This window comes from Streptococcus sanguinis (genome assembly GCF_050220005.1).
In the GTDB taxonomy this organism is placed as follows: domain Bacteria; phylum Bacillota; class Bacilli; order Lactobacillales; family Streptococcaceae; genus Streptococcus; species Streptococcus sanguinis_Z.
In genome coordinates, this window is record NZ_CP071413.1 from 2,304,308 (window position 1) to 2,322,867 (window position 18,560).

Here is an 18,560-nt window from a genome sequence, read left to right on the forward strand (position 1 = left end):
CATTAAAATTCATTATAGATAAAGCTACCCTGACCCTGACCCAGATAGCTAAAGAAATAAAGCAAGGCCAGAAAGATAACAAAATATAGTAGGGTTTGGCCCAAAAACTTATATAGGGTTTGATGTTTTTTCATTGATCTCTCTTATATTTTTAGTTAGACTTACACCATTTTACCATTTTATGGAAGATGTTTTCAACACAAAAGCTAAGGAAGATGTAAAGTTCTTGTAAGGAAGAAAGGTACTTTGATGTGCCTTATAAACAGCCATTAAAAGACTTTTTCAAAAAATATATAAAAATTTTATATATTTTGCTTGACTTTTTCACTAAGAGGTTGTAGACTATATATAGAAAGATTATATATAAATATTTTACACAAGGAGGTGGTCCTATGTCTTTCCCCACATCATCGGCTTTGATTGAGTTTCTCATCTTAGCCATCCTTGAAAAAGACGATTCCTACGGTTATGAAATCAGCCAGACAATCAAGCTGATTGCCAATATCAAAGAATCAACACTTTACCCTATTCTGAAGAAGCTGGAGCAAAATGACTGCCTCACGACTTATTCGCAGGAGTACCAAGGACGAAAACGAAAATACTATTCACTCACTGCCTACGGGCATGAACATCTACTCACTCTCAAAGAAGAGTGGCAAACTTATACCATGACCATCAGCGGTATCATAGAAGGGAGCATCCGTCATGACAAGAACCGAGTATCTAGCTGAGCTAGAAAAATATCTAAAAAAACTGCCACGCAAGGACTATGAGGAAACTATGGATTACTTCACTGAGTACTTCGACGAGGTAGGCCCAGAGGGCGAGGCAGCCGCTATTGCTGATTTGGGCAGCCCTAAGGAAGCGGCCCACGAGATTATGTTGAATCTTTTGGACAAAAAAGTCGAGGAAGATAATCAAGACAGCAGTTCATCAAAAAACACTAAGAACATCGTCCAGATTGCTATCCTATCCATTTTGGCAGCACCCTTGGCTATTCCGCTCTTTATAGTAGCAGCCCTTTTGACTTTTGTTTTCTTCCTCTTAGTCTTTATCTTTGCTCTCGTCATGGCTATAGGTGCCTTTGCCTTCTTTATCTTTGGTATCAGCCTGATCTGGGACACTTTGACAGTGGGACTGACGACATCTATCCCGGCCTTCCTGTTCACTCTGGGGCTCAGTGTTCTAGCTCTGGGACTGTCTGGCATCTTCTACGCAGGCATTTCTCCTGTTACTCAGTTTGGCAAGGCTGGCTTTGTCAAACTAGCTCAACTTTTCGCAAAGAAAGGAACACGTCATGGCTAACATCAAATTGAAAAAACCTCTTTTATCTGCAGCTATTTTAGCCTGCCTCTTTGGTGGAGCCCTGACAACTATCGGCTCCATTACAGGCGGTGTCAATGACTTGGTCAATTCTACCAAAAGCAAGGTAAAACTAACGAAAAAAGAAGAAAGTTTCTCTGATCTTTCTTCCCTAAATATCAACTTAGCAGCTAGAAACCTCGTCATCAGCGAATCTCCTGATGACAAGGCTCACTTGACCTATTACCAAAGAGACGGCAACTATCAGATTGGCGGCAGCATGCTTGGAAAAATAACAACAAGTTCTGAAAATGGAAACTTAAACATCAAGGAAGATGGTGCAGACTCCTTCCACATAAGCACTGGCATCCGCTCCTTACTCAGCTTATTTGACCAAGAATCTCAGGAGAAGCGTACTGTGGAGCTTTCCCTGCCCAAGGGGACCAAGCTTGAGACATTCAGCGGCAGTTCGTCATTAGGAGATGTTACGCTGTCCAATCTATCAGCCAAAAATGCTGACTTCTCTCTATCTCAGGGCTCGTTGACTGTGAATGATGGCCAATTCGCATCTGGTAAATTTAAGAACTCTCTGGGAGAGATTACCATCAATAACAGTCAGATTAGCTCTGGAAAAATCATTGATTCTTCGGGTACCATCACTCTGAGCAACAGCCAGTTCGCATCTGGCGAAATATCAAACTCTCTGGGAGAGGTCAATCTAAACTCGAGCAAAATCTCCGACAGCACTCTGAAAATCTCAAGCGGCTCACTGAACTCTGAACAGTTGGAATTAGCTGGTACAATCTCTATCACTAACCAACTGGGCGATATTAATCTGCATCTGGTTTCTGGCAGTTTGTCGCAGCTATCCTTTGATCTGAAAACGGATCTAGGTGAAATTGACATCCCTAGTAGTATAAGTGTAGAGCACTCCAAAGGCCATGAACTTGGCGGCTCTGCCATCCGTAAAGTCGAAAATCCGACAACTACACTTACTGCCAGCGTCGAAAGCGGTAGCATTAAGCTCAGCGAATAAATCATAGAAAAGAATATATACAATTAGGGAGTCTTCAGCGGCTCCCTTTTTTTGATAAAAATTCCCGCAATGCCCTAAGATTGCTTTACAGGTCTTGGCCTTTGTGCTATGATATTCTATAAAAATTTATCATAAGGAGGTCCCTATGAAAAAACTCGCACCTGGTATGCACATTCGGGTCGTCAGCCCTTCGGCATCAATCGAACACATCGGTGGCTTTGAGGCCAATCTAGCCGCCAAGGAGCGCTTGGAAAAGCTGGGTTTTATCGTGTCTTTTTCGGAGCATTATCTGGAAAATGATATTCTAGGCTCTGCCGCCATCGAAAGCCGGGTGGCAGACATCCATGCTGCCTTTTCGGATGACTCCGTTGATGCTATTCTGGCCACTATCGGCGGTTTCAACTGCAATGAACTCCTGCCCTATCTGGACTTTGAGTTGATTGCTAGAAATCCTAAGATTTTCTGCGGCTACTCAGACACAACAGCCTTGCTCAACGCTATCTATAGCAAGACCGGAATGAAAACCTACATGGGACCTTCCTACTCCAGCTTTAAGATGGAAGCCCTGCAGGAATATCAGACCGAGAGCTGGCTCAAGGCCATCAGCCAGACTTCTTATGAATTGACTCCTAGTGAAAAATGGGGCGACAATGCTTGGTATCTGCCCGATGCCCCACTGACCTTTCATAAGACAGAGTGGAAAGTCTACAACCATGGTAAAGCCCAAGCCACTGTTATCGGCGGCAATCTTTCCACTTTCTCACTCCTACGTGGCACCCCCTATGCCCCAACAGATGAAAACTATGTCCTCTTTGTTGAAGAGGCGGAGGAAGATGATTATGTGGAGTTTGACCGCAATCTAGCTGCCCTCCTTCAGGCCTATCCTAACCCGCAGGCCCTGCTCATCGGCCGCTTTCCAAAAGAATGCCAGATGACAGAGGAGTTGCTCCTTTATATCTTGGACAAACATCCAATTCTAAAGACGATTCCCGTCCTCTATGACTTGGACTTTGCCCATACTCAGCCACTTTTTACCATTACCATCGGTGCTCAAGTGACCGTGGATACGGAGAAATTATCTATCAGAATTGATGAATAGCAAGAAATCCTCATTCCAGCTGGAATGAGGATTCTTCTTTTTCATTAGACACTATTTCATTGTTATCTTGCTGGCTTTCTTATCGTCCACCAAAACCACCTTTTCCGCCTGGGGCACCGCCGCCACCAGGTCCACCAGCGCCAGGTCCGTCTGCTGTGATTTCTGTTCGGCTTTCACCATTGACCGTGATGGTACCGCCAGTATAGGTAGCCGTTCCATCAAAGTCAAAGGCAGATACCGTAGAAGTAATGTCTAAATTTCCTCCTGACATAATGACATCGCCGTTGGAGTCGATAGCGTCTGTATCACCTTCACCGACCTCGACCTTGATATCGCCACCAGTAATCTTGATAAAGATATCAGCTCCGGTTACATCACTAGCTGCATTGATACCATCATCTGTCGCATAAAGGTCCAGCTTACCGCCGTTAATGGTGACATTGGTTCCCTCCAGAGCTTCTACACTCTTGGAAACTGTAATCGTCCCACCATCAATCAAAGCGATATTGCTAGCGTGTAGACCATCATCACCAGCACTAATCGTGATGGTGCCGGACTGGATATAGAGATTCCCCAGAGAAGTATCTTCATCATTGTCTGCATGGATGGCATCTTCTGTCGCTGTGATATCAATAGTAGCGTCCTTGATATTAATGGCTGAAGCTGCAGACAGACCATTCTTAGCTGCCTTGAGTGTATAATTTCCACCTGTTACCCGCAAGGTCTGCTCAGACTTAATCGCTGTTTCATACTTGCCGTCAACTGTCAGACTTCCAGATCCCTTGAGAGTCAGGTCGGAGTTACTATAGATAGCTGCATCTGCATCCGTATTACTGTGATTTGATGAATCTGAGATTGTGTTTTGGCTGCCGTCAGCCAGAGTTAGGCTTGTTTTACCCGCATTTTCTACTAGAATAGCTGCGTCTGTCCCGCTCATGGTTACACCATTTAGGACGATTTGGACCTTGTCGCTATCACCTGCTTTGACAACAATCTGCACATTTTCACTCGTTCCGGAAACGACATAAGTTCCAGCCTTTGAGATTGTAACAGTCGAGCCGGAGACACTAGCTCCGTCACCAGAGGTCTTAGCACTAGATCCACTCAGGCTGATGGTTGTCGCCTTGGACTCATCATAAGAAGCGTCCGAATCCTCTGAGGCAAAGTAATCAGAAGGATTGGTCTTAGTCTGACTGGTGCTTGTAGCGTTAGCAGCCTGGGTAGTGCTTGAAGTTGTAAAACTGCTGGCGTTTGAGCTGCATGCTCCTAGCACTGCTGTCATCAAGACCAGTGGAATCATCAATTTAATTTTTTTAAGAGTTGATTTTGATTGTTTCATTTTTCTTTTCCTATCTATTTTATTTACTGCTGATACAGTTTGCTTTTTTATAGGCAAAGCCATATTTGGAGAAAGATCTTGGAGACAGCTGGTAGCGATCCATGATCTCGCTCAACCATAGCGGACAAGCTTCTGGAACCTTAACTTCCATGATAACGTGATTGGCTGGCAGGAGATGATCTCCATGGCGACCGGCCAAGAGACTCAGATCATAAGGACGGTAGGTCAGCTCGTGATCAAAGGTAATCCGAATTCGCTCGTCCTCAATCCCCTTCATCGCATAACGATTGTAGCCGATATACATCATGGGCTGAATGTTGCCAAAATGCTGGGTCAGCCAGGCCATTTCCTTATCTATCTGCTGCAAGCCGGCGTTTGGTGACCAGATTCTCTGTCTTTTTCTTAATTTCCAAAAAGACTTGACTATCCTCGGTCGGATGCTCTTGATAGGTTCGCAAGCGAACTTTCTCGTCAAAGCAAGGATTTTCCAAGGACTCACGAATAAGCTGATAAGATGGCGTATCATAGTAGAGATTGTTAATGGTCGAATAAGCTCGCTCATCCTCCACCAGATAGCCTTCAAACTCTAGCAATAAATCCAGCAAGGTTTCCTTGGAAATGATGTATTTGGTTTCAAAGCGCTGAAAATGATGTTGAAAAATTTTTTCTGCCATGGGCTTCTCACCTCTCTATCTTTCTTGAATGTAATGCAATTTTAAAGATGAAAACTTAAAAGAAAGATAAAGAAAACTTAAAGAAAACAAAACATCTCCCTTTTCAGGAGATGTTGATGAGATAAAAACTAAAAGAATTACAGATAGACTTTTCATCTACATTTTTACAGATTCATAAGTTTAAGAACCCTAAGCTAGCTGTTTTTTATCTGTTCGATAGACCAGAGTACCAAGTGCCATGAAAAGAACTAAAACAAAAGCAAGGAAGAGTACCTGACTACCAATTTGACCATTCATGGAAATCGTTTGACGTAAGCCCGATACAGAATAGCTCATTGGCAACCAAGGATTGATAACTTGGAAAATCTTACTAGTCAGCTCCAATGGATAGGTTCCTGCACTAGAAGCCAGCTGTAAAAGCAAAAGAATCAGAGAAGCAAAGGCGCCGAGCTTGCTATCCCAAGTAACCAAAGCCGTCACAAGAGCCATAAAGGTCATGCTGGCTAGGACAATCAAACCAAGGGTTGCCCACTCATGGTTAGCAGATAGGCCTATCAAGTGCACAGCACCATAGACCAAAACACCCGCTACGACAGAAATGACTCCATTTACCTCTATACGGGCCTTCAGCCAATCTCGTTTCGTCCTAGGTTCTTGACCCGATGGAAGTGTACTAAAGATGATATTAGTTGAAATAGCTGCCACAAATAAAGCTACTGAAATCATATAAGGCGCCATCCCAATGCCGTTTTTTTCTACCTTATTCTCATCTGTCTTGCTCAGTGTCAGAGGATCTGCCAGAGTTTTTGCATTGTCTTCCTTGGTTGAAACAGCCGACAATTTATCGCCTGCATCCGCGAGTCCATTGGACAAATCGCTCGTCCCCACAGTAAGTTTAGAGAGATTATCTGTTAAAGCACTGCTGCCATCAGTCAGCTTCTCTGTGCCACTCGCTAATTGATTGGTTCCATCTGCTAATTTCCCGAAACTAGAGGTCAATTCTGGAGATTTGTCTGTTAATTGGGCTGCCCCGTTTGCTAATTTTGTTGTATTTGCTAGCAAATCAGGATTCTTACTTGCCAAAGTTGATGTCCCCTCAGATAGCTGACCGACTGCATTGGTATAACTTGTCACCCCTTGTTCCAATTGTGTCGCGCCAGTCGCTAGTTTCTCATTTAGGGTGTCTACACCTGCGACTAGTTGATTGGCTCCTCCGCTTGCTGAACCGAGGCCAGTACTCACCGTTGATAAGCCATTATAAAGGCTATTAATCATGTTAGCTGCCTGTGGCAGAACTTGATTTGATGCACCTTCTAACTGACTAAGTTTTGTTTGACTAGCGCCTTTTATCGTTTCAAGAGAAGTCCTCATTGTATCAACTTCTGATAAAATTGCCTGAGCAGATTGATCACTTCCCGCTTGACTAGCACCGACTGCTGCATCAATCTCAGCCTTAGCCTCACTAGAAAGGCCTTGATAAGCACTGGTCCCTTGGACACTTGCTAAAGCTGCAGCCTTGGCGTCTTGATTATTATTGATAATGGCCTGAGCGGATGCTGCTATGCTAGTCAGTGAAGCCTCAATGCTGTCTGTCGAAACAGCTGAGTCACTTGCTGCAGCTTGAATACTAGCATTCAACTGTGTCAAACCAGTTTCCAAATCATTCACATTTTGCTGGTTGTTAGCTAAGGTTGTATCTACCGAGGACTTTAATGTAGCCAAGCCAGTATTCAGATTTGTCACACCTGTCGATAAGGCCTGAACTCCATCTCCTGACTGAGTAAGCTGTTGGACTCCACCCAATAAGTCTGCTGATCGACCCGACAGCTGATTTGCACCTGCGGCCACAGTACTTACACCATTAGCATAAGTGTTTATCCCATTTGACAAACTACCCAGTCCAGACGATACTTGTGCAACACTCCCAGTATAAGTCTGTAGTCCTGTATTAAATTGAGCTGCACCGGACGATAATTTGCTCGTAGCTTGATTCAGAGTTCTTAAGTTATCTGCAATTGTCTGACTGCCTGAACCTAGTTGTTGGCTGCCAGATGCTAATTGCTGAGCACCATCAGATGCCTTCACCAAGCCAGTCTTTAGATCTCCCATATTCTTAAATAAAGCGCTTGTATAAGTATCCGTCACATTTTGCGCCACCGTCTGCTTCAAAGAAGCCATTGCTGAATCACTCATCTTACCAGCAATAAAACTGTGGCCGCTAGACGTTTGATAGTCAATCTTCATTTGCTGAGGATTATCGGTCAAAATACTGGCTGCACGTTCAGATAAATCACTTGGAAGCGTCACAACCATGTAGTAATCACCCTTTTCCAGACCATTTTGAGCATCTTCTTTACTGACAAAGTGAAAATCCAGATTTTTATTTTCCTTGAGGCTGGAAACAACATCCTCGCCTATAGACAAAGTCTTACCACTAGCAGTTACAGCTTTATCCTGATTGACGACCGCCACTGGCAAGTCCGATACCTTTCCATACGGATCCCACATGGAGCTCAGGAAAATAACATTATACAAGGCAGGAATCAAAGAGACTCCTAACATCACAATGATAAAAGTCGGCTTTTTTAAAATAGCTTTCCATTCTCTTAACATGTCTACCTCCTAAAATTATACACAGTGTCCAAATTTCGATAAAATTGATTATACACCAATCGAAAATTATTACAAGTTTATTCTTTAAAAATTGGACACCGTGTCTAATTTTGTTTAAAAAGATTGTAGAGAAGCGGAATAAGTTAGCCCTACTGTCTTTAATCTCTGAACAATCTGTAAATAAAAGGTATTTTCCCATAGGTAGGTACACAGAAAATCAGTATTATATTAGAATGATAAGATTTATGCGACTGGCAATGCCAAGGTTTATTACCAATCCTATGAATCTGGCGGCTTTGAAGCTCAAATTCCTGAATTTAAAGGATATACCCAAGAAAAAGTCAAAAGTATTTTGGGAGAACCAGAGAAAGTAAGCACTGATCTCGCTTCTGAATATGAGGCATTCCAAGACAAAGAATTAGAAAATCTGAAGAGGCTGGTTCAGGAGCAAAAAATAAGCAAAGAACAAGCGCGTGCTTTCTTAGCGGGTGCAGTTGACATTGCTCAAGCATCAAGATTACAAAACACCTACACAATTTACTCTTATAAAAATGAGCAAATTTCTATTATCTTCTCGCAAGAGGGTGAGTTGCTTTACGTCACTCCTGACCCCGACTACCTCTACTTTAAATAATGCTCAAAATGAAGGCGAGACTTTATTTTAAGTCTTGGCTTTATTATTTTACCAGTCTAAGAAGCCTAATAAAATAAAATTTTGCCTATCTATGCCTATTTTCAGAATTTAACTCTTTTCCACTTGAAAAACATTTGATATAATAGTACATGGAGAAAAAGAAAAAGTAGTTTGCTATGATAGCTATTAGTTTGAAGAGCAGACTGAGGCTTAGCCTCAAAGGGAGATTTTATGTTAGAAAGCAATAAACGCCGAAAAACCAAGGCTATTATTGAGAGAGCCATGGTTACACTACTGCATCAGCAGTCCTTCGACCATATCACTACTGTCCAGCTAGCTCAAGCTGCTGGCATCAGCCGTAGTAGTTTCTATACTCACTACAAGGACAAGTACGATATGATTGAACGTTATCAGCAAAACCTCTTTTATCAACTGGGGTATATTTTTGATAACAATCAGGAGGATATTCAAACTGCGATTACGGAGGTCTTTCAGTTCCTCCAGCTAGAGCCACTTTTAGCTGCTCTTCTGACGGAAAACGGAACGAAAGAAATTCAAAATTTCCTGCGCCATAAACTGCAGATGATGCTAGCTGATAGCCTTCAGGAACGCTTTAGCAATCGCATTTACAATCATTTTGAAAAAGAATACAGCCGGGTCTTTCTCGCTAATGCCTTCTTCGGAGTCTGCCAGATGTGGATTGCCAGAGGAAAAAAAGAAAGTCCTGAACAAATAGCAGAATTTCTTTTGAAAATGCTGTAAGAAGCTGTTGGAACCCAATGGGTTCCAGCTCTTTTCATATTTTGAAAAATTAAACAGAGTGTACAAAACCTCTTTTGGTTCTGTACACCCTATTTTTCTTATATTATAGTTTCATAGCCAGCATATTGACCGTCATACCAGCTGCTGTTCCCATCAGAGCGATGGTGTCCCCTTCCTTGACTAGATTACGCTCCAGAGCATAGCAGAGAGAAAAGGGCACTGCTACTGATACCATATTCCCATAGTCTTGCACAATATTGAGGTATTTATCATCAGGAATACCCAAGCTGCGCATGACCATTGGCAGGGCACGACTCGCCTGATGCGGAATGATATAATCCAAGTCAGATAGACTGAGGCCACTCTTTTCTTTAAATTCTTTAAACATTTCTGGAATTTTTCTAGCAGAGAGTAAGAGAATCTTCTTACCATTCATGTCAAACATGTAGTGAGTCTTGGTAGCGTCCGAATACTCCTTAGGCTGAAATGATGTCAATCCACCGCGAATCTCTGTATCGTGAGCTCCTTCAGACCAGGTCCGCTGCAGGCTGGAGATGACCCCTCTCTCTTCCTCTGTTGCTTCAAAAATCAAAGCAGCCGCACCATCACTGAACAACTCAAAACTTTCTTTCTGATTGGGATTAAGCCCTAAACTACCAACCTCACTGGACACGATGAGGATCCTTTGATACTCACCAGCCTCCAACAAATGAGACATGAGGCTCAAAGCAGAGATAAAACTGGTGCAGGTCGTATTGATATCCATGGCTGGAATGGACAGCCCCTTAGCTACCAACTCATGAATCAGGGCAGCGGTACAAGGAATAGGCTGAACGCCCACTGCACTGGCTGACACGATACAATCGATGTCTTTGATAGTCAAGCCCGCTTGCTGCAGGGCTTTTTCAATCGCCTTAACAGCCATAGAAAGCTGGGTTTCTTCATTTTCCACCACCCGATATCGAGTCTGATCCTTAAAAGTCACGGTATTTCTAGGTAGATGCGTACCGTAACCAACTATCTTTATATGATTCTTTACTGCTGTCATATTAAACTCCTTCTAGTCAGACTTGGGGCTGCTCGGCAGTTGGGTAAACTGCCAAAGCGCTTCAGCCTCTGATTCATATGTTTTTCCACTTGGAGCATTCTTAAGCCCGATAGATACGTTTCAACTTACGGCTTCTGTCCCGCTGATAATTTTCAAAAGAAACAGCCGGCATAAGAAAGTCTTTAGCATTCGCTAAGTTCTGAAACTGCTGGACAATCTCGTCTTCTCGCTGCTGACTGCGATGTTCAATAGCAATGGTCAGCGAATAGTCCTTTTTCTGAGCGACTTGATATTCTCCAATCCCATCAACTAAGAGCAGACAACGGCGGATAAAGTCTGGAAAGACCTCTACCGACTGACCTGCGGCATTTTCAAAAATGAAAATATCATCCGAGCGCCCCTCAATCCTATCAATCCGTGTAAAGACCGAACCGCAGGGGCAAGGTTCAGGATTTTCCACCAAGATATCATTCAGCTCATATTGAAAAATTGGCTGAGAAGTCCGCTTGAAATCCGTAATTATTGGATAAAAGCGTCTATCGTCCAAGTAGCACTTATTTACATGGACAATATCTTCGTTTAGATGAAGATTCCCATGGACACAAGTGCAAGCTAGAAAGCCCTCGGTCGCTTGGTAGACCTGGTCCACCTTTTTCAGACCAAATCCTGCTTGAATCCTCTGCCGATCCGGCTCTTCCAAAATTTCTGCCACTGATACGACTTTGCTAGGGGCAATCTGTAAATTTCCAGCCTGGACTTGTTTAGCCAACTCCAAGAGCATTGACGCTGGCGCTACCAAAATTGTTGGCTGGTAAGCATTCAAGCGCTCTACATGCTCTTCGGCTCCCTGAAAAGTATCAAAATACTCCAGAGAAATCAAGCCTGAATTGACAGTCTGATAGAGTTGGTTATCTGCCCGAAGAAAGAAGGCAATTTTGTGCCCAAAGAGTTTGCCTTTAGGCAGCATCTTGCCCAAGATGGCTGCCGCCCACATACTGCGCTCCTTTTCAGTGGTGAAAAACAAGCCTCGGTGACCGGATGTCCCCGAAGACAAGCCGACAGCAATTTCTCCTATCATGGGACTGAAATCACGTGTCCTCTCGCTCTCCAGTGCCAAGGCTAGCAACTCATCTCGATCCAGTCCCTGAGTATTGAGCTCATTGAAATGCTCCATCATAAAGGCCTTACTCATCTTAAAATCTGCTGGAATGCCTGATTTAAAATAAGGCGATTCCTGCTGTAAAAATTCCCGATAAGCTGCTAAAGCCTTGACTTGATAGCGTTCCAATGCCTGTCGATCCTTAAATCGATACCCCCAGCGCATGACGCTAAAGGTTTTTAGAAATGTTCCTAGTTTCATACAAAATCTGCTCCGCTCTCTCAGCCGGATCATGACTGACTAGCACCTGATAGCCAACAGCAAGTAACTGCCGAAGCAGTGCCACACCGGCTATGTATTCTTCCTTGCTATCTTGGATCAGTGACGGCAAGAAACGCATCTGCTCCGTGTACGGCAACAGATCCACGCCCCAGCACAAATCAGCTCCGATAAACAGATGATAATCTGGCAAAAAGAGACAAGCTTGACCAGCGGCATGGCCATCAACTGAGGCCAGATATATACTGCCATCCCCAAACAAGTCGACTGTCTTGCGATAGAGGAATGCTGCTTGGACCTGCTGAGGTTCCACCACTTCCAACCGACTCTCAAAATCCTGCGGAAGAAATTCCTTGAAAATCAAATCCTTAAGCTTGGCATGTTGATACGTTTTGAAGACGGTCTTGGTCAGAATGAAGCGAGCCTTGGGAAAGAAAGCGGCTCCGCCGATGTGATCTGGATGCAAGTGCGACAAGATGACATAAGAAATATCTTCTGGCGCAATTCCTTTTTGCTCAAGCAGACGATCTACACGCTCCTCTTCTGACATATCAACAGGCGTTCCCAGACCATAAAGCCAGTATTTAAAATTGGGCTTCAGAATAGCTGGAGAATAGCCAGTGTCGTAGAGAATATAGCCTTTCTCACGATGCTTCAAGAGGAAAACACCAGCTGGAAAAATCATTTTTTTCTTGGCAACTCCCTTAAACATCTGCTGCAAGTGACTGCTGCAGCGCCCAGGGTGAAGATACTCAATTTTTTCGATAATGTTGGACATATTTTGCAATCCCTTCACTGATTGTCAACTTGGGTTGATAGCCCAAATCTCTTACTGCTGCTGATATATCCAGCGTTTGACTGTAACGCATTAAGTAATAAGTGTAAAGAGTCAGAGGAGGCTCTTTTTCAATGTTAAAAAAGCGATAAAAGCTTTCAAAGCCCTGTGCCAGAAGACCTAGAAAAGCAGCAGGCAACTTAACATAACGTTTACGAACCTGTAAACCTTCCAAAGCTTCATCCAGCATATCCTTGAAACTACGGGATTCTCCGTTGGTAATGTTGTAAACTTGTCCTTGAGCTTCTGGAATTTCCAAAGCCAGACGAACAGCCAAGGCCACATTTTCCACACAGGTCATGTCCATCATTTGCTGACCATTTCTTATGAGTGGAATCGCCAGTTTTTGGCTCAAGCGCAGAATCCTAGGAAAGATACTGGTATCTCCAATACCAAAAAGCCCTCTAGGGCGCAAGATAACTGATGGAACTTGAGGGTAGCTTCGGACAATCCGCTCAGCCATGAGCTTACTTTTGATATAAAAATTCAGCTCATTTTCCTGAGGAGCAGCCTCTTCTTTAATAGCAAGTTGATCACGCGCCGCAGCATAAACACTAGGTGAGGAAATATAGACCAGTCTTTTCACTCCAAAATGTCGGCAGGCTTCCATAACCAGTTTGGTTCCTACCACATTGGTCTGATAAAACTGCTCCCAGGGTCCCCAAATCGTTGAGAGGGCACCAGCATGTACCACTGCATCCACTCCTTCGCAGGCTGCAAAAATTTCTTCTTCTCTGGTAAAATCTCCAGCAAAAAACTCTACTAAAGGACCTTCTAACTGCCGACCAGCCTTCAGATTACGACCAAAAGACCGCACCTGATAGCCTTGTTCAGCTAGCTCTTCAACAACATACTTTCCTAGAAAGCCAGTCGCTCCTGTCACTAGAACCTTCATCGCTACTCCTTTCATACAATTTTCTGTTTCTGTCTTGTCCCCATTATACACCATTTCAGCAAATCTTCCGTAAAAAAGCTGGAAAAAATCTTTACAGAGTGTCTCACCTGATTGGATAGGAGCAGAAAGAAATCAGATAATTTCCAAATACAGCTATCTCAAGCCATTGACATTTTTTTGTAGGAATTAGCTCTATTATTTCATTGAAAATATAAAAAAGAAGCCGGGAAACCGACTTCTGAACAAATACAAATTAAAGCATTTTGTTGTAGAATTCAACGATAAGTGCTTCGTTGATTTCTGGGTTGATTTCATCGCGCTCTGGAAGGCGAGTCAATGAACCTTCTAATTTTTCAGCATCGAATGATACGAATGCTGGACGTCCAAGAGTTGCTTCAACAGCTTCAAGGATTGCAGGCACTTTCAATGATTTCTCACGAACTGAGATTACTTGACCTGGAGTTACGCGGTATGATGGGATATCAACGCGTTTGCCGTCAACAAGGATGTGACCGTGGTTTACGAATTGACGAGCTTGACGACGAGTAGTCGCAAGACCAAGACGGTAAACAACGTTATCCAAGCGACGCTCCAAGAGAAGCATGAAGTTGAAACCAAGGATTCCTTCTTTGATTTTTGAAGCTTGAACAAACAAGTTACGGAATTGTTTTTCACCTACACCGTAAGTGAAACGAAGTTTTTGCTTTTCAGCCAATTGCAAACCGTATTCTGACAATTTGCTGCGGTTGTTTGGTCCATGTTGACCAGGTACATAGTTACGGCGAGCCAATTCTTTACCTGTACCAGTAAGAGAAAGACCCAAACGACGAGCTTGTTTCCAAGATGGTCCTGTATAACGTGACATAAAAATGTCCTCCTGTAAAATATTTTCGAGGAAATAGTCACTTAGAAAGCCCTGATTCGTGCAGAACATTTTCGCCCAAACAGCTAAGGCTACTTTTATAGCTGATGTTCTGTTGACGAGCTCCATGCTTTCCTGCTGCTATTTCACACAAAGGCTATTGTACCATGAATACAGTCAAAAGTAAAGGGCCTCATCCAAAAAATCAAGCCAAAAGGCTTGATTAAAGTTGTTTCTTTAAAGCAAAGGAATTCCAACAGTTGCTTCACACTCCCAAAATCCTCAAAATCTCTTGCTTGTATCGCAGCTTCTGTAGTTCCTTATCCTCGCTGTCTGACCAGGTCAGCTGGAGATTTGCGACGATTTGCCCAGGCCGATTTTTCAGAACATAGATACGGTCACTGAGAGCCAGAGCTTCCTCGATGCTATGAGTAATGAGAAGAGTCGTCAGACCCAGCCTACGGTGAATATCCAGATACCAAGTGTGTAGCTCCATCTTTGTCAGCTCATCCAGAGCACTAAAGGCCTCGTCCAGAAGAAATAGCTTGTGACCGAACATGTAGGTCCGCAGCAGAGCCACACGCTGCCGCATCCCCCCACTCAGCTCATGTGGATACTTATCTGCCACATCAAAGAGCCCGAACTCCTTCAAAATCTGAGTTGCCTGCTCCGTCGCTTCCTTTTTGGATACTTTTTGGATTAGCAGGGGTAAGATGACATTGCCCAACACCGTCTTGTGCTCCAGCAGTAAGTCCTTCTGCAGCATATAACTCACCCGGCCCTTGGGATTTTCCTGCCCATCTAGGACAATCCTGCCCGACTGGACCTCCAAAATCCCAGCAATTAGATTAAAGAGGGTCGTTTTCCCGACTCCACTAGGCCCCAAAATCGCTACAATCTGGCCTGCTTCTACCTGTAGGCTGATATCTTTCAAAATCTGCTGTTCATCGTAAGCATAGCTTATATTTTCAAGTTTAATTTCTGTCATTATTTTATATAATCGTTGCTAAATCCCTTGTCACTCAAGTCATTGTCCACGATACCCTTATCCTTGGCCCATTTGTAAAAGGCATTCCAGCGGCTAGCCTCAAACTGACCCCACTTATCCTTATCCGATGCATATTGCTCGGACAAATATTTTTGGGAAGCCAAGACAAAGTCACGCTTATTTTTCAACTCTGGCGCATGCTTGATTAAAATATCCGCCGCTTCTTCAGGGTGCTCCATGGCATATTGATATCCCTTCTTGATAGCCTGCAGGACCTTTTTCGCTTCGTCCGGATTCTGCTTCAGATAGTCATTATTAGCAATAATCACTGGAGAATAATAGTCAAACTCCTTGACATAGTCCTTCATATAAAAGAAATTAGTGTCCATGCCCTGAGTTTGAGCCATGATGCCGTCCCAGCCATGATAAATCCAGGCTGCATCAAACAAGCCATTTTCAATCGGCGTAATTGAGTTAGAATCGTTGTTAGGAACCTTTTCTACCTCATCAAACTGACCGCCTTGACTTTCAACCAAGGTTTTGAGCATGCCCAACTCCACTGGATCATTCCAGGTACCATATTTCTTCCCAGTCAGGTCCTTAGGCCCATTAATCCCTGCAGACTTCTTGGAAATAATGCCCGAAGTATTATGCTCTACAATGGCCGCCACTGCTGTAATTTCTGCGCCCTTATCCAGTTTTTTAGCCATGGAGTCCTGGAAGTAAATACCAAAAGGCGCCTTGCCGTTGATAATCAGATCCGAACTGCTATCTTCAGGCGGCAACTTGATATCCACATCCACGCCTGCTTCCTTGAAGTAGCCCTTTTCCTGAGCCACATAAAGGCCGGTATGGTTGGTGTTAGGTGACCAGTCTAGGATAAAATCAATCTTTTTATCCTTGCTTTCAGACGTAGATTTCGACTGGCTGCAGGCCGCTAGGCCAATGATTGATACGGCAGCCAAACCTGCCAACAAGACTTTATAACTTTTTTTCATCATTATCCTCTTTTCTTTCTTTGAAAAATAGCAGAGCTGAGCTCCTATTTCCACTTAATAACATATTTTTCACTGACAGCCACCAGCTTCATCCCCAGAAGACTGATGACCGAAACCAATATGATAATGGCAAACATGGTATCGTACTGGAAAAGTTTCTTGGACTGAATCATATAAACACCCAAGCCTTCGAAACCGCCCAGCCATTCAGAAACCACAGTCGTGATAAAGGCATAGGAAACACTGACACGCAAGCCCGCATAGAAATAGGGCAAACTAGCTGGAATCTTAAAATGCCAAAGAATCTGCCAGCGATTGGCCTGCATAAGCTCAAAGAGAGTCATAGTATCTCGGTCACAATGCCGAAAACCATCCAGAATACTGACGATAATCGGAAAAGTCGTCGTCAGAATAATGAGCACAATCTTGGGCAAAATCCCATAACCCAGCCAGAGAACCAAGATTGGCGCCAAAGCAATGGTCGGAATCGTCTGCACCACGACCATCATGGGATAAATTAAATCATTGAGCCAGCTCATGCTGTCCATGAGTATAGCTAGTATACAGGCCAAGATGACACCCAAGACTAAACCCAGCAAGGCTACTTTTAAGGTCGCCCAGCTATGACTTGCTAGAAATCCAGCATCTCTGATAAAGGCCTGACCGATTTCCAGAGGTGTCGGCAGGATAAACTTGGGCAAGAGCTTGAGCCAGCCCATGACCTGCCAGATGACAAGTACACCCAGCATACCTAAGAGACCGATTTGCTGCCGCATCAGCCTTTGTAGTACTTTCATTAGAACGATTTTCCTCCCTTCCTGCATTTTAGCGCTGCTATTCTTCAAGATATCACCATTGATAAAGATGATAAAAGAAAAGGCCTTTTCCGTATATGGAAAAGGCGCACAAATACCACTATTTTCGGTATGATTCCTACGCTGGCATTACCCAGATCAGGTGCGGTCGAAGCTTACACTTCCTCTCAGACTGTACACAGACTCCCATATATAGGACTATGATAGCGCAATCATCAGCAAATGTCAAGGTTTGAGCTTGGACTCACTCCTTTTCAACTATAAGTGAAGCAAACGATCATCAATCAGCCAAACTTCCCCTTCGCAGCCAACAAACCCTCCATAGCCCTGATATTCTCTGTCTCGCTTGTGGATAAAATGGTTTCAAAGCCCAATTCAGCTGCCGTATTTAAGTTAGCCTGAATATCATCAATAAAGACGGATTCTACTGGATCCAGACCATATTTCTTCAACAGCTTTTGGTAAATCTCTGCATCTGGCTTGACGACACCGACCTCTGAGGAAAGGATATAGCCCGACACCAGTGAGTAAATGGGCAACAAACCAGCTTTTTCAATATGATAAAAAATCTCACAAGTGGTTGACAAGATATAGATTCGATAGCCCTGATTAGCCCATAGCCGAATTCTTTCCTGTAAACTACTGTAAACATGCACAACCTCATACCAATGATAAAAGATATTCTTAACGACAGAATGATAGGAAGCATCTAGCTGAGTCTGGACTCCCTCACAGGCTTCTTTCAAACTCAGCTCTCCTTTGTCTGTCTTATGCCAGACACCTGACTCAAAAATGGCCTGTCTAAGGACCTGCCGCCGCTCTTTCTCAGGTTCAAAATATGTCAGGATTTTCTTAGAATTCCATTCAATCAGAACATTGCCCAAATCAAAAACTAAATTTTTAATCATGATGACCACCTGTTTTCTTTGCTTATCATCCTCTATATACATCGATTTGACTGAGGAATTGCTTCACATATAAGTAAAAAGGCCCACTGGACCTTTCTATTCATCAAAATAACGGATGAGGTTCTTTTCTGTCAAAATGTCAGAATAAGTATAAGACTCTACATAGGTATTGGAAATTTCTCCTGGCTGACCGCCTTCATTGGAATATTCCACGATAAACAAAGACGGATAAACTTCAATCAGACGGCCTTGCTTACTTTTTTGGCGCTTACGGCCGTTTTCCAGCGTCATCTCGACGATTTGTCCTTCATGCGCCTTGATATCTTCTTTGATTTTTTTCATTTTTGCCACATCTGTAAATGCATCACTCATCT

General features: G+C 43.4%; 19 protein-coding genes and 1 pseudogene. 6 read left to right on the forward strand and 14 right to left on the reverse strand.

Annotation, left to right across the window (positions count from 1 at the left end):
* Positions 1-2: 2 nt before the first annotated feature.
* Complete coding sequence (locus J1C86_RS11350) at positions 3-134, reverse strand: teichoic acid D-Ala incorporation-associated protein DltX (protein ID WP_125408013.1); 132 nt, start codon at positions 132-134, stop codon at positions 3-5.
* Between the two features lie 258 nt (positions 135-392).
* On the opposite strand from J1C86_RS11350, the gene J1C86_RS11355 reads away from it, so the two are divergent.
* From J1C86_RS11355 to J1C86_RS11370, 4 genes are all read left to right on the forward strand, one after another.
* Positions 393-731 carry a PadR family transcriptional regulator gene (locus tag J1C86_RS11355; protein WP_002899377.1) on the forward strand — a complete coding sequence of 113 codons (339 nt, stop codon included), beginning with the start codon at positions 393-395 and terminating at the stop codon, positions 729-731.
* Complete coding sequence (locus tag J1C86_RS11360; RefSeq protein ID WP_125408015.1) at positions 706-1,305, forward strand: DUF1700 domain-containing protein; 600 nt, start codon at positions 706-708, stop codon at positions 1,303-1,305. Before J1C86_RS11355 ends, J1C86_RS11360 begins: the two co-directional genes overlap by 26 nt.
* The gene (locus J1C86_RS11365) at positions 1,298-2,338 is read left to right on the forward strand and encodes a DUF4097 family beta strand repeat-containing protein (protein WP_002913904.1); all 1,041 of its coding nucleotides are present in this window, start codon (positions 1,298-1,300) and stop codon (positions 2,336-2,338) included. The genes J1C86_RS11360 and J1C86_RS11365 overlap by 8 nt, the downstream gene beginning before the upstream one ends.
* A 145-nt stretch (positions 2,339-2,483) precedes the next feature.
* Entirely contained in the window at positions 2,484-3,437 is a 954-nt protein-coding gene (locus J1C86_RS11370; RefSeq protein WP_125408017.1) for a S66 family peptidase, read from the forward strand.
* A 79-nt stretch (positions 3,438-3,516) separates the two neighbouring features.
* Here J1C86_RS11370 and J1C86_RS11375 read toward each other — a convergent pair whose 3' ends face one another.
* The 3 genes and pseudogenes from J1C86_RS11375 to J1C86_RS11385 form a co-directional block, all read right to left on the reverse strand.
* Positions 3,517-4,776 (reverse strand): carbohydrate-binding domain-containing protein, encoded by a 1,260-nt coding sequence (locus J1C86_RS11375; protein WP_185757501.1) that lies wholly within the window; start codon positions 4,774-4,776, stop codon positions 3,517-3,519.
* A 19-nt stretch (positions 4,777-4,795) separates the two neighbouring features.
* Positions 4,796-5,450 (reverse strand): annotated as a pseudogene (locus J1C86_RS11380) (VTC domain-containing protein).
* Positions 5,451-5,639: 189 nt separating this feature from the next.
* Positions 5,640-8,063 (reverse strand): YhgE/Pip domain-containing protein, encoded by a 2,424-nt coding sequence (locus J1C86_RS11385; protein WP_125408021.1) that lies wholly within the window; start codon positions 8,061-8,063, stop codon positions 5,640-5,642.
* A 241-nt stretch (positions 8,064-8,304) separates the two neighbouring features.
* Here J1C86_RS11385 and J1C86_RS11390 point away from each other — a divergent pair, with 241 nt between their 5' ends.
* Positions 8,305-8,697: a DUF4947 domain-containing protein gene (locus tag J1C86_RS11390; protein WP_260468041.1), complete on the forward strand. Its 393-nt coding sequence runs from the start codon at positions 8,305-8,307 to the stop codon at positions 8,695-8,697.
* A gap of 231 nt (positions 8,698-8,928) precedes the next feature.
* A complete protein-coding gene (locus J1C86_RS11395; protein ID WP_125409010.1) occupies positions 8,929-9,459 on the forward strand; it encodes a TetR/AcrR family transcriptional regulator in 531 nt (176 codons plus the stop codon).
* A 103-nt stretch (positions 9,460-9,562) separates the two neighbouring features.
* Here the strand turns inward: J1C86_RS11395 and J1C86_RS11400 are convergent, their stop codons facing one another.
* The 10 genes from J1C86_RS11400 to J1C86_RS11445 form a co-directional block, all read right to left on the reverse strand.
* Positions 9,563-10,507, reverse strand: coding sequence for a 3-oxoacyl-[acyl-carrier-protein] synthase III C-terminal domain-containing protein (locus tag J1C86_RS11400; protein WP_061591918.1), 945 nt, complete (start codon positions 10,505-10,507; stop codon positions 9,563-9,565).
* A 100-nt stretch (positions 10,508-10,607) separates the two neighbouring features.
* Positions 10,608-11,867 (reverse strand): F390 synthetase-related protein, encoded by a 1,260-nt coding sequence (locus J1C86_RS11405; RefSeq protein ID WP_185757502.1) that lies wholly within the window; start codon positions 11,865-11,867, stop codon positions 10,608-10,610.
* Positions 11,836-12,663 carry an MBL fold metallo-hydrolase gene (locus tag J1C86_RS11410; RefSeq protein WP_185757503.1) on the reverse strand — a complete coding sequence of 276 codons (828 nt, stop codon included), beginning with the start codon at positions 12,661-12,663 and terminating at the stop codon, positions 11,836-11,838. The genes J1C86_RS11405 and J1C86_RS11410 overlap by 32 nt, the downstream gene beginning before the upstream one ends.
* Entirely contained in the window at positions 12,638-13,669 is a 1,032-nt protein-coding gene (locus J1C86_RS11415) for an NAD-dependent epimerase/dehydratase family protein (RefSeq protein WP_002908329.1), read from the reverse strand. The genes J1C86_RS11410 and J1C86_RS11415 overlap by 26 nt, the downstream gene beginning before the upstream one ends.
* A gap of 199 nt (positions 13,670-13,868) precedes the next feature.
* The gene (gene rpsD, locus J1C86_RS11420) at positions 13,869-14,480 is read right to left on the reverse strand and encodes a 30S ribosomal protein S4 (RefSeq protein ID WP_002899562.1); all 612 of its coding nucleotides are present in this window, start codon (positions 14,478-14,480) and stop codon (positions 13,869-13,871) included.
* A 262-nt stretch (positions 14,481-14,742) separates the two neighbouring features.
* The gene (locus tag J1C86_RS11425) at positions 14,743-15,465 is read right to left on the reverse strand and encodes an ABC transporter ATP-binding protein (RefSeq protein WP_125408031.1); all 723 of its coding nucleotides are present in this window, start codon (positions 15,463-15,465) and stop codon (positions 14,743-14,745) included.
* Positions 15,465-16,463 carry an ABC transporter substrate-binding protein gene (locus tag J1C86_RS11430; RefSeq protein WP_185755807.1) on the reverse strand — a complete coding sequence of 333 codons (999 nt, stop codon included), beginning with the start codon at positions 16,461-16,463 and terminating at the stop codon, positions 15,465-15,467. Before J1C86_RS11430 ends, J1C86_RS11425 begins: the two co-directional genes overlap by 1 nt.
* 44 nt (positions 16,464-16,507) lie before the next feature.
* Entirely contained in the window at positions 16,508-17,287 is a 780-nt protein-coding gene (locus J1C86_RS11435; protein ID WP_002908332.1) for an ABC transporter permease, read from the reverse strand.
* Between the two features lie 275 nt (positions 17,288-17,562).
* Positions 17,563-18,186 (reverse strand): HAD family hydrolase, encoded by a 624-nt coding sequence (locus J1C86_RS11440; RefSeq protein WP_032912352.1) that lies wholly within the window; start codon positions 18,184-18,186, stop codon positions 17,563-17,565.
* A 96-nt stretch (positions 18,187-18,282) separates the two neighbouring features.
* Positions 18,283-18,558 (reverse strand): Veg family protein, encoded by a 276-nt coding sequence (locus J1C86_RS11445; RefSeq protein WP_002894239.1) that lies wholly within the window; start codon positions 18,556-18,558, stop codon positions 18,283-18,285.
* Positions 18,559-18,560: the final 2 nt, after the last annotated feature.

Excerpts from the sequence above, each read along its gene's own strand:
- J1C86_RS11350 (WP_125408013.1), bottom strand. The coding sequence starts at position 134 with ATGAAAAAACATCAAACCCTATATAAGTTTTTGGGCCAAACCCTACTA.
- J1C86_RS11355 (WP_002899377.1), top strand. The coding sequence starts at position 393 with ATGTCTTTCCCCACATCATCGGCTTTGATTGAGTTTCTCATCTTAGCC.
- J1C86_RS11360 (WP_125408015.1), top strand. The coding sequence starts at position 706 with ATGACAAGAACCGAGTATCTAGCTGAGCTAGAAAAATATCTAAAAAAA.
- J1C86_RS11365 (WP_002913904.1), top strand. The coding sequence starts at position 1,298 with ATGGCTAACATCAAATTGAAAAAACCTCTTTTATCTGCAGCTATTTTA.
- J1C86_RS11370 (WP_125408017.1), top strand. The coding sequence starts at position 2,484 with ATGAAAAAACTCGCACCTGGTATGCACATTCGGGTCGTCAGCCCTTCG.
- J1C86_RS11375 (WP_185757501.1), bottom strand. The coding sequence starts at position 4,776 with ATGAAACAATCAAAATCAACTCTTAAAAAAATTAAATTGATGATTCCA.
- J1C86_RS11385 (WP_125408021.1), bottom strand. The coding sequence starts at position 8,063 with ATGTTAAGAGAATGGAAAGCTATTTTAAAAAAGCCGACTTTTATCATT.
- J1C86_RS11395 (WP_125409010.1), top strand. The coding sequence starts at position 8,929 with ATGTTAGAAAGCAATAAACGCCGAAAAACCAAGGCTATTATTGAGAGA.
- J1C86_RS11400 (WP_061591918.1), bottom strand. The coding sequence starts at position 10,507 with ATGACAGCAGTAAAGAATCATATAAAGATAGTTGGTTACGGTACGCAT.
- J1C86_RS11405 (WP_185757502.1), bottom strand. The coding sequence starts at position 11,867 with ATGAAACTAGGAACATTTCTAAAAACCTTTAGCGTCATGCGCTGGGGG.
- J1C86_RS11410 (WP_185757503.1), bottom strand. The coding sequence starts at position 12,663 with ATGTCCAACATTATCGAAAAAATTGAGTATCTTCACCCTGGGCGCTGC.
- J1C86_RS11415 (WP_002908329.1), bottom strand. The coding sequence starts at position 13,669 with ATGGTGTATAATGGGGACAAGACAGAAACAGAAAATTGTATGAAAGGA.
- rpsD (WP_002899562.1), bottom strand. The coding sequence starts at position 14,480 with ATGTCACGTTATACAGGACCATCTTGGAAACAAGCTCGTCGTTTGGGT.
- J1C86_RS11425 (WP_125408031.1), bottom strand. The coding sequence starts at position 15,465 with ATGACAGAAATTAAACTTGAAAATATAAGCTATGCTTACGATGAACAG.
- J1C86_RS11430 (WP_185755807.1), bottom strand. The coding sequence starts at position 16,463 with ATGAAAAAAAGTTATAAAGTCTTGTTGGCAGGTTTGGCTGCCGTATCA.
- J1C86_RS11435 (WP_002908332.1), bottom strand. The coding sequence starts at position 17,287 with ATGCAGGAAGGGAGGAAAATCGTTCTAATGAAAGTACTACAAAGGCTG.
- J1C86_RS11440 (WP_032912352.1), bottom strand. The coding sequence starts at position 18,186 with ATGATTAAAAATTTAGTTTTTGATTTGGGCAATGTTCTGATTGAATGG.
- J1C86_RS11445 (WP_002894239.1), bottom strand. The coding sequence starts at position 18,558 with ATGAGTGATGCATTTACAGATGTGGCAAAAATGAAAAAAATCAAAGAA.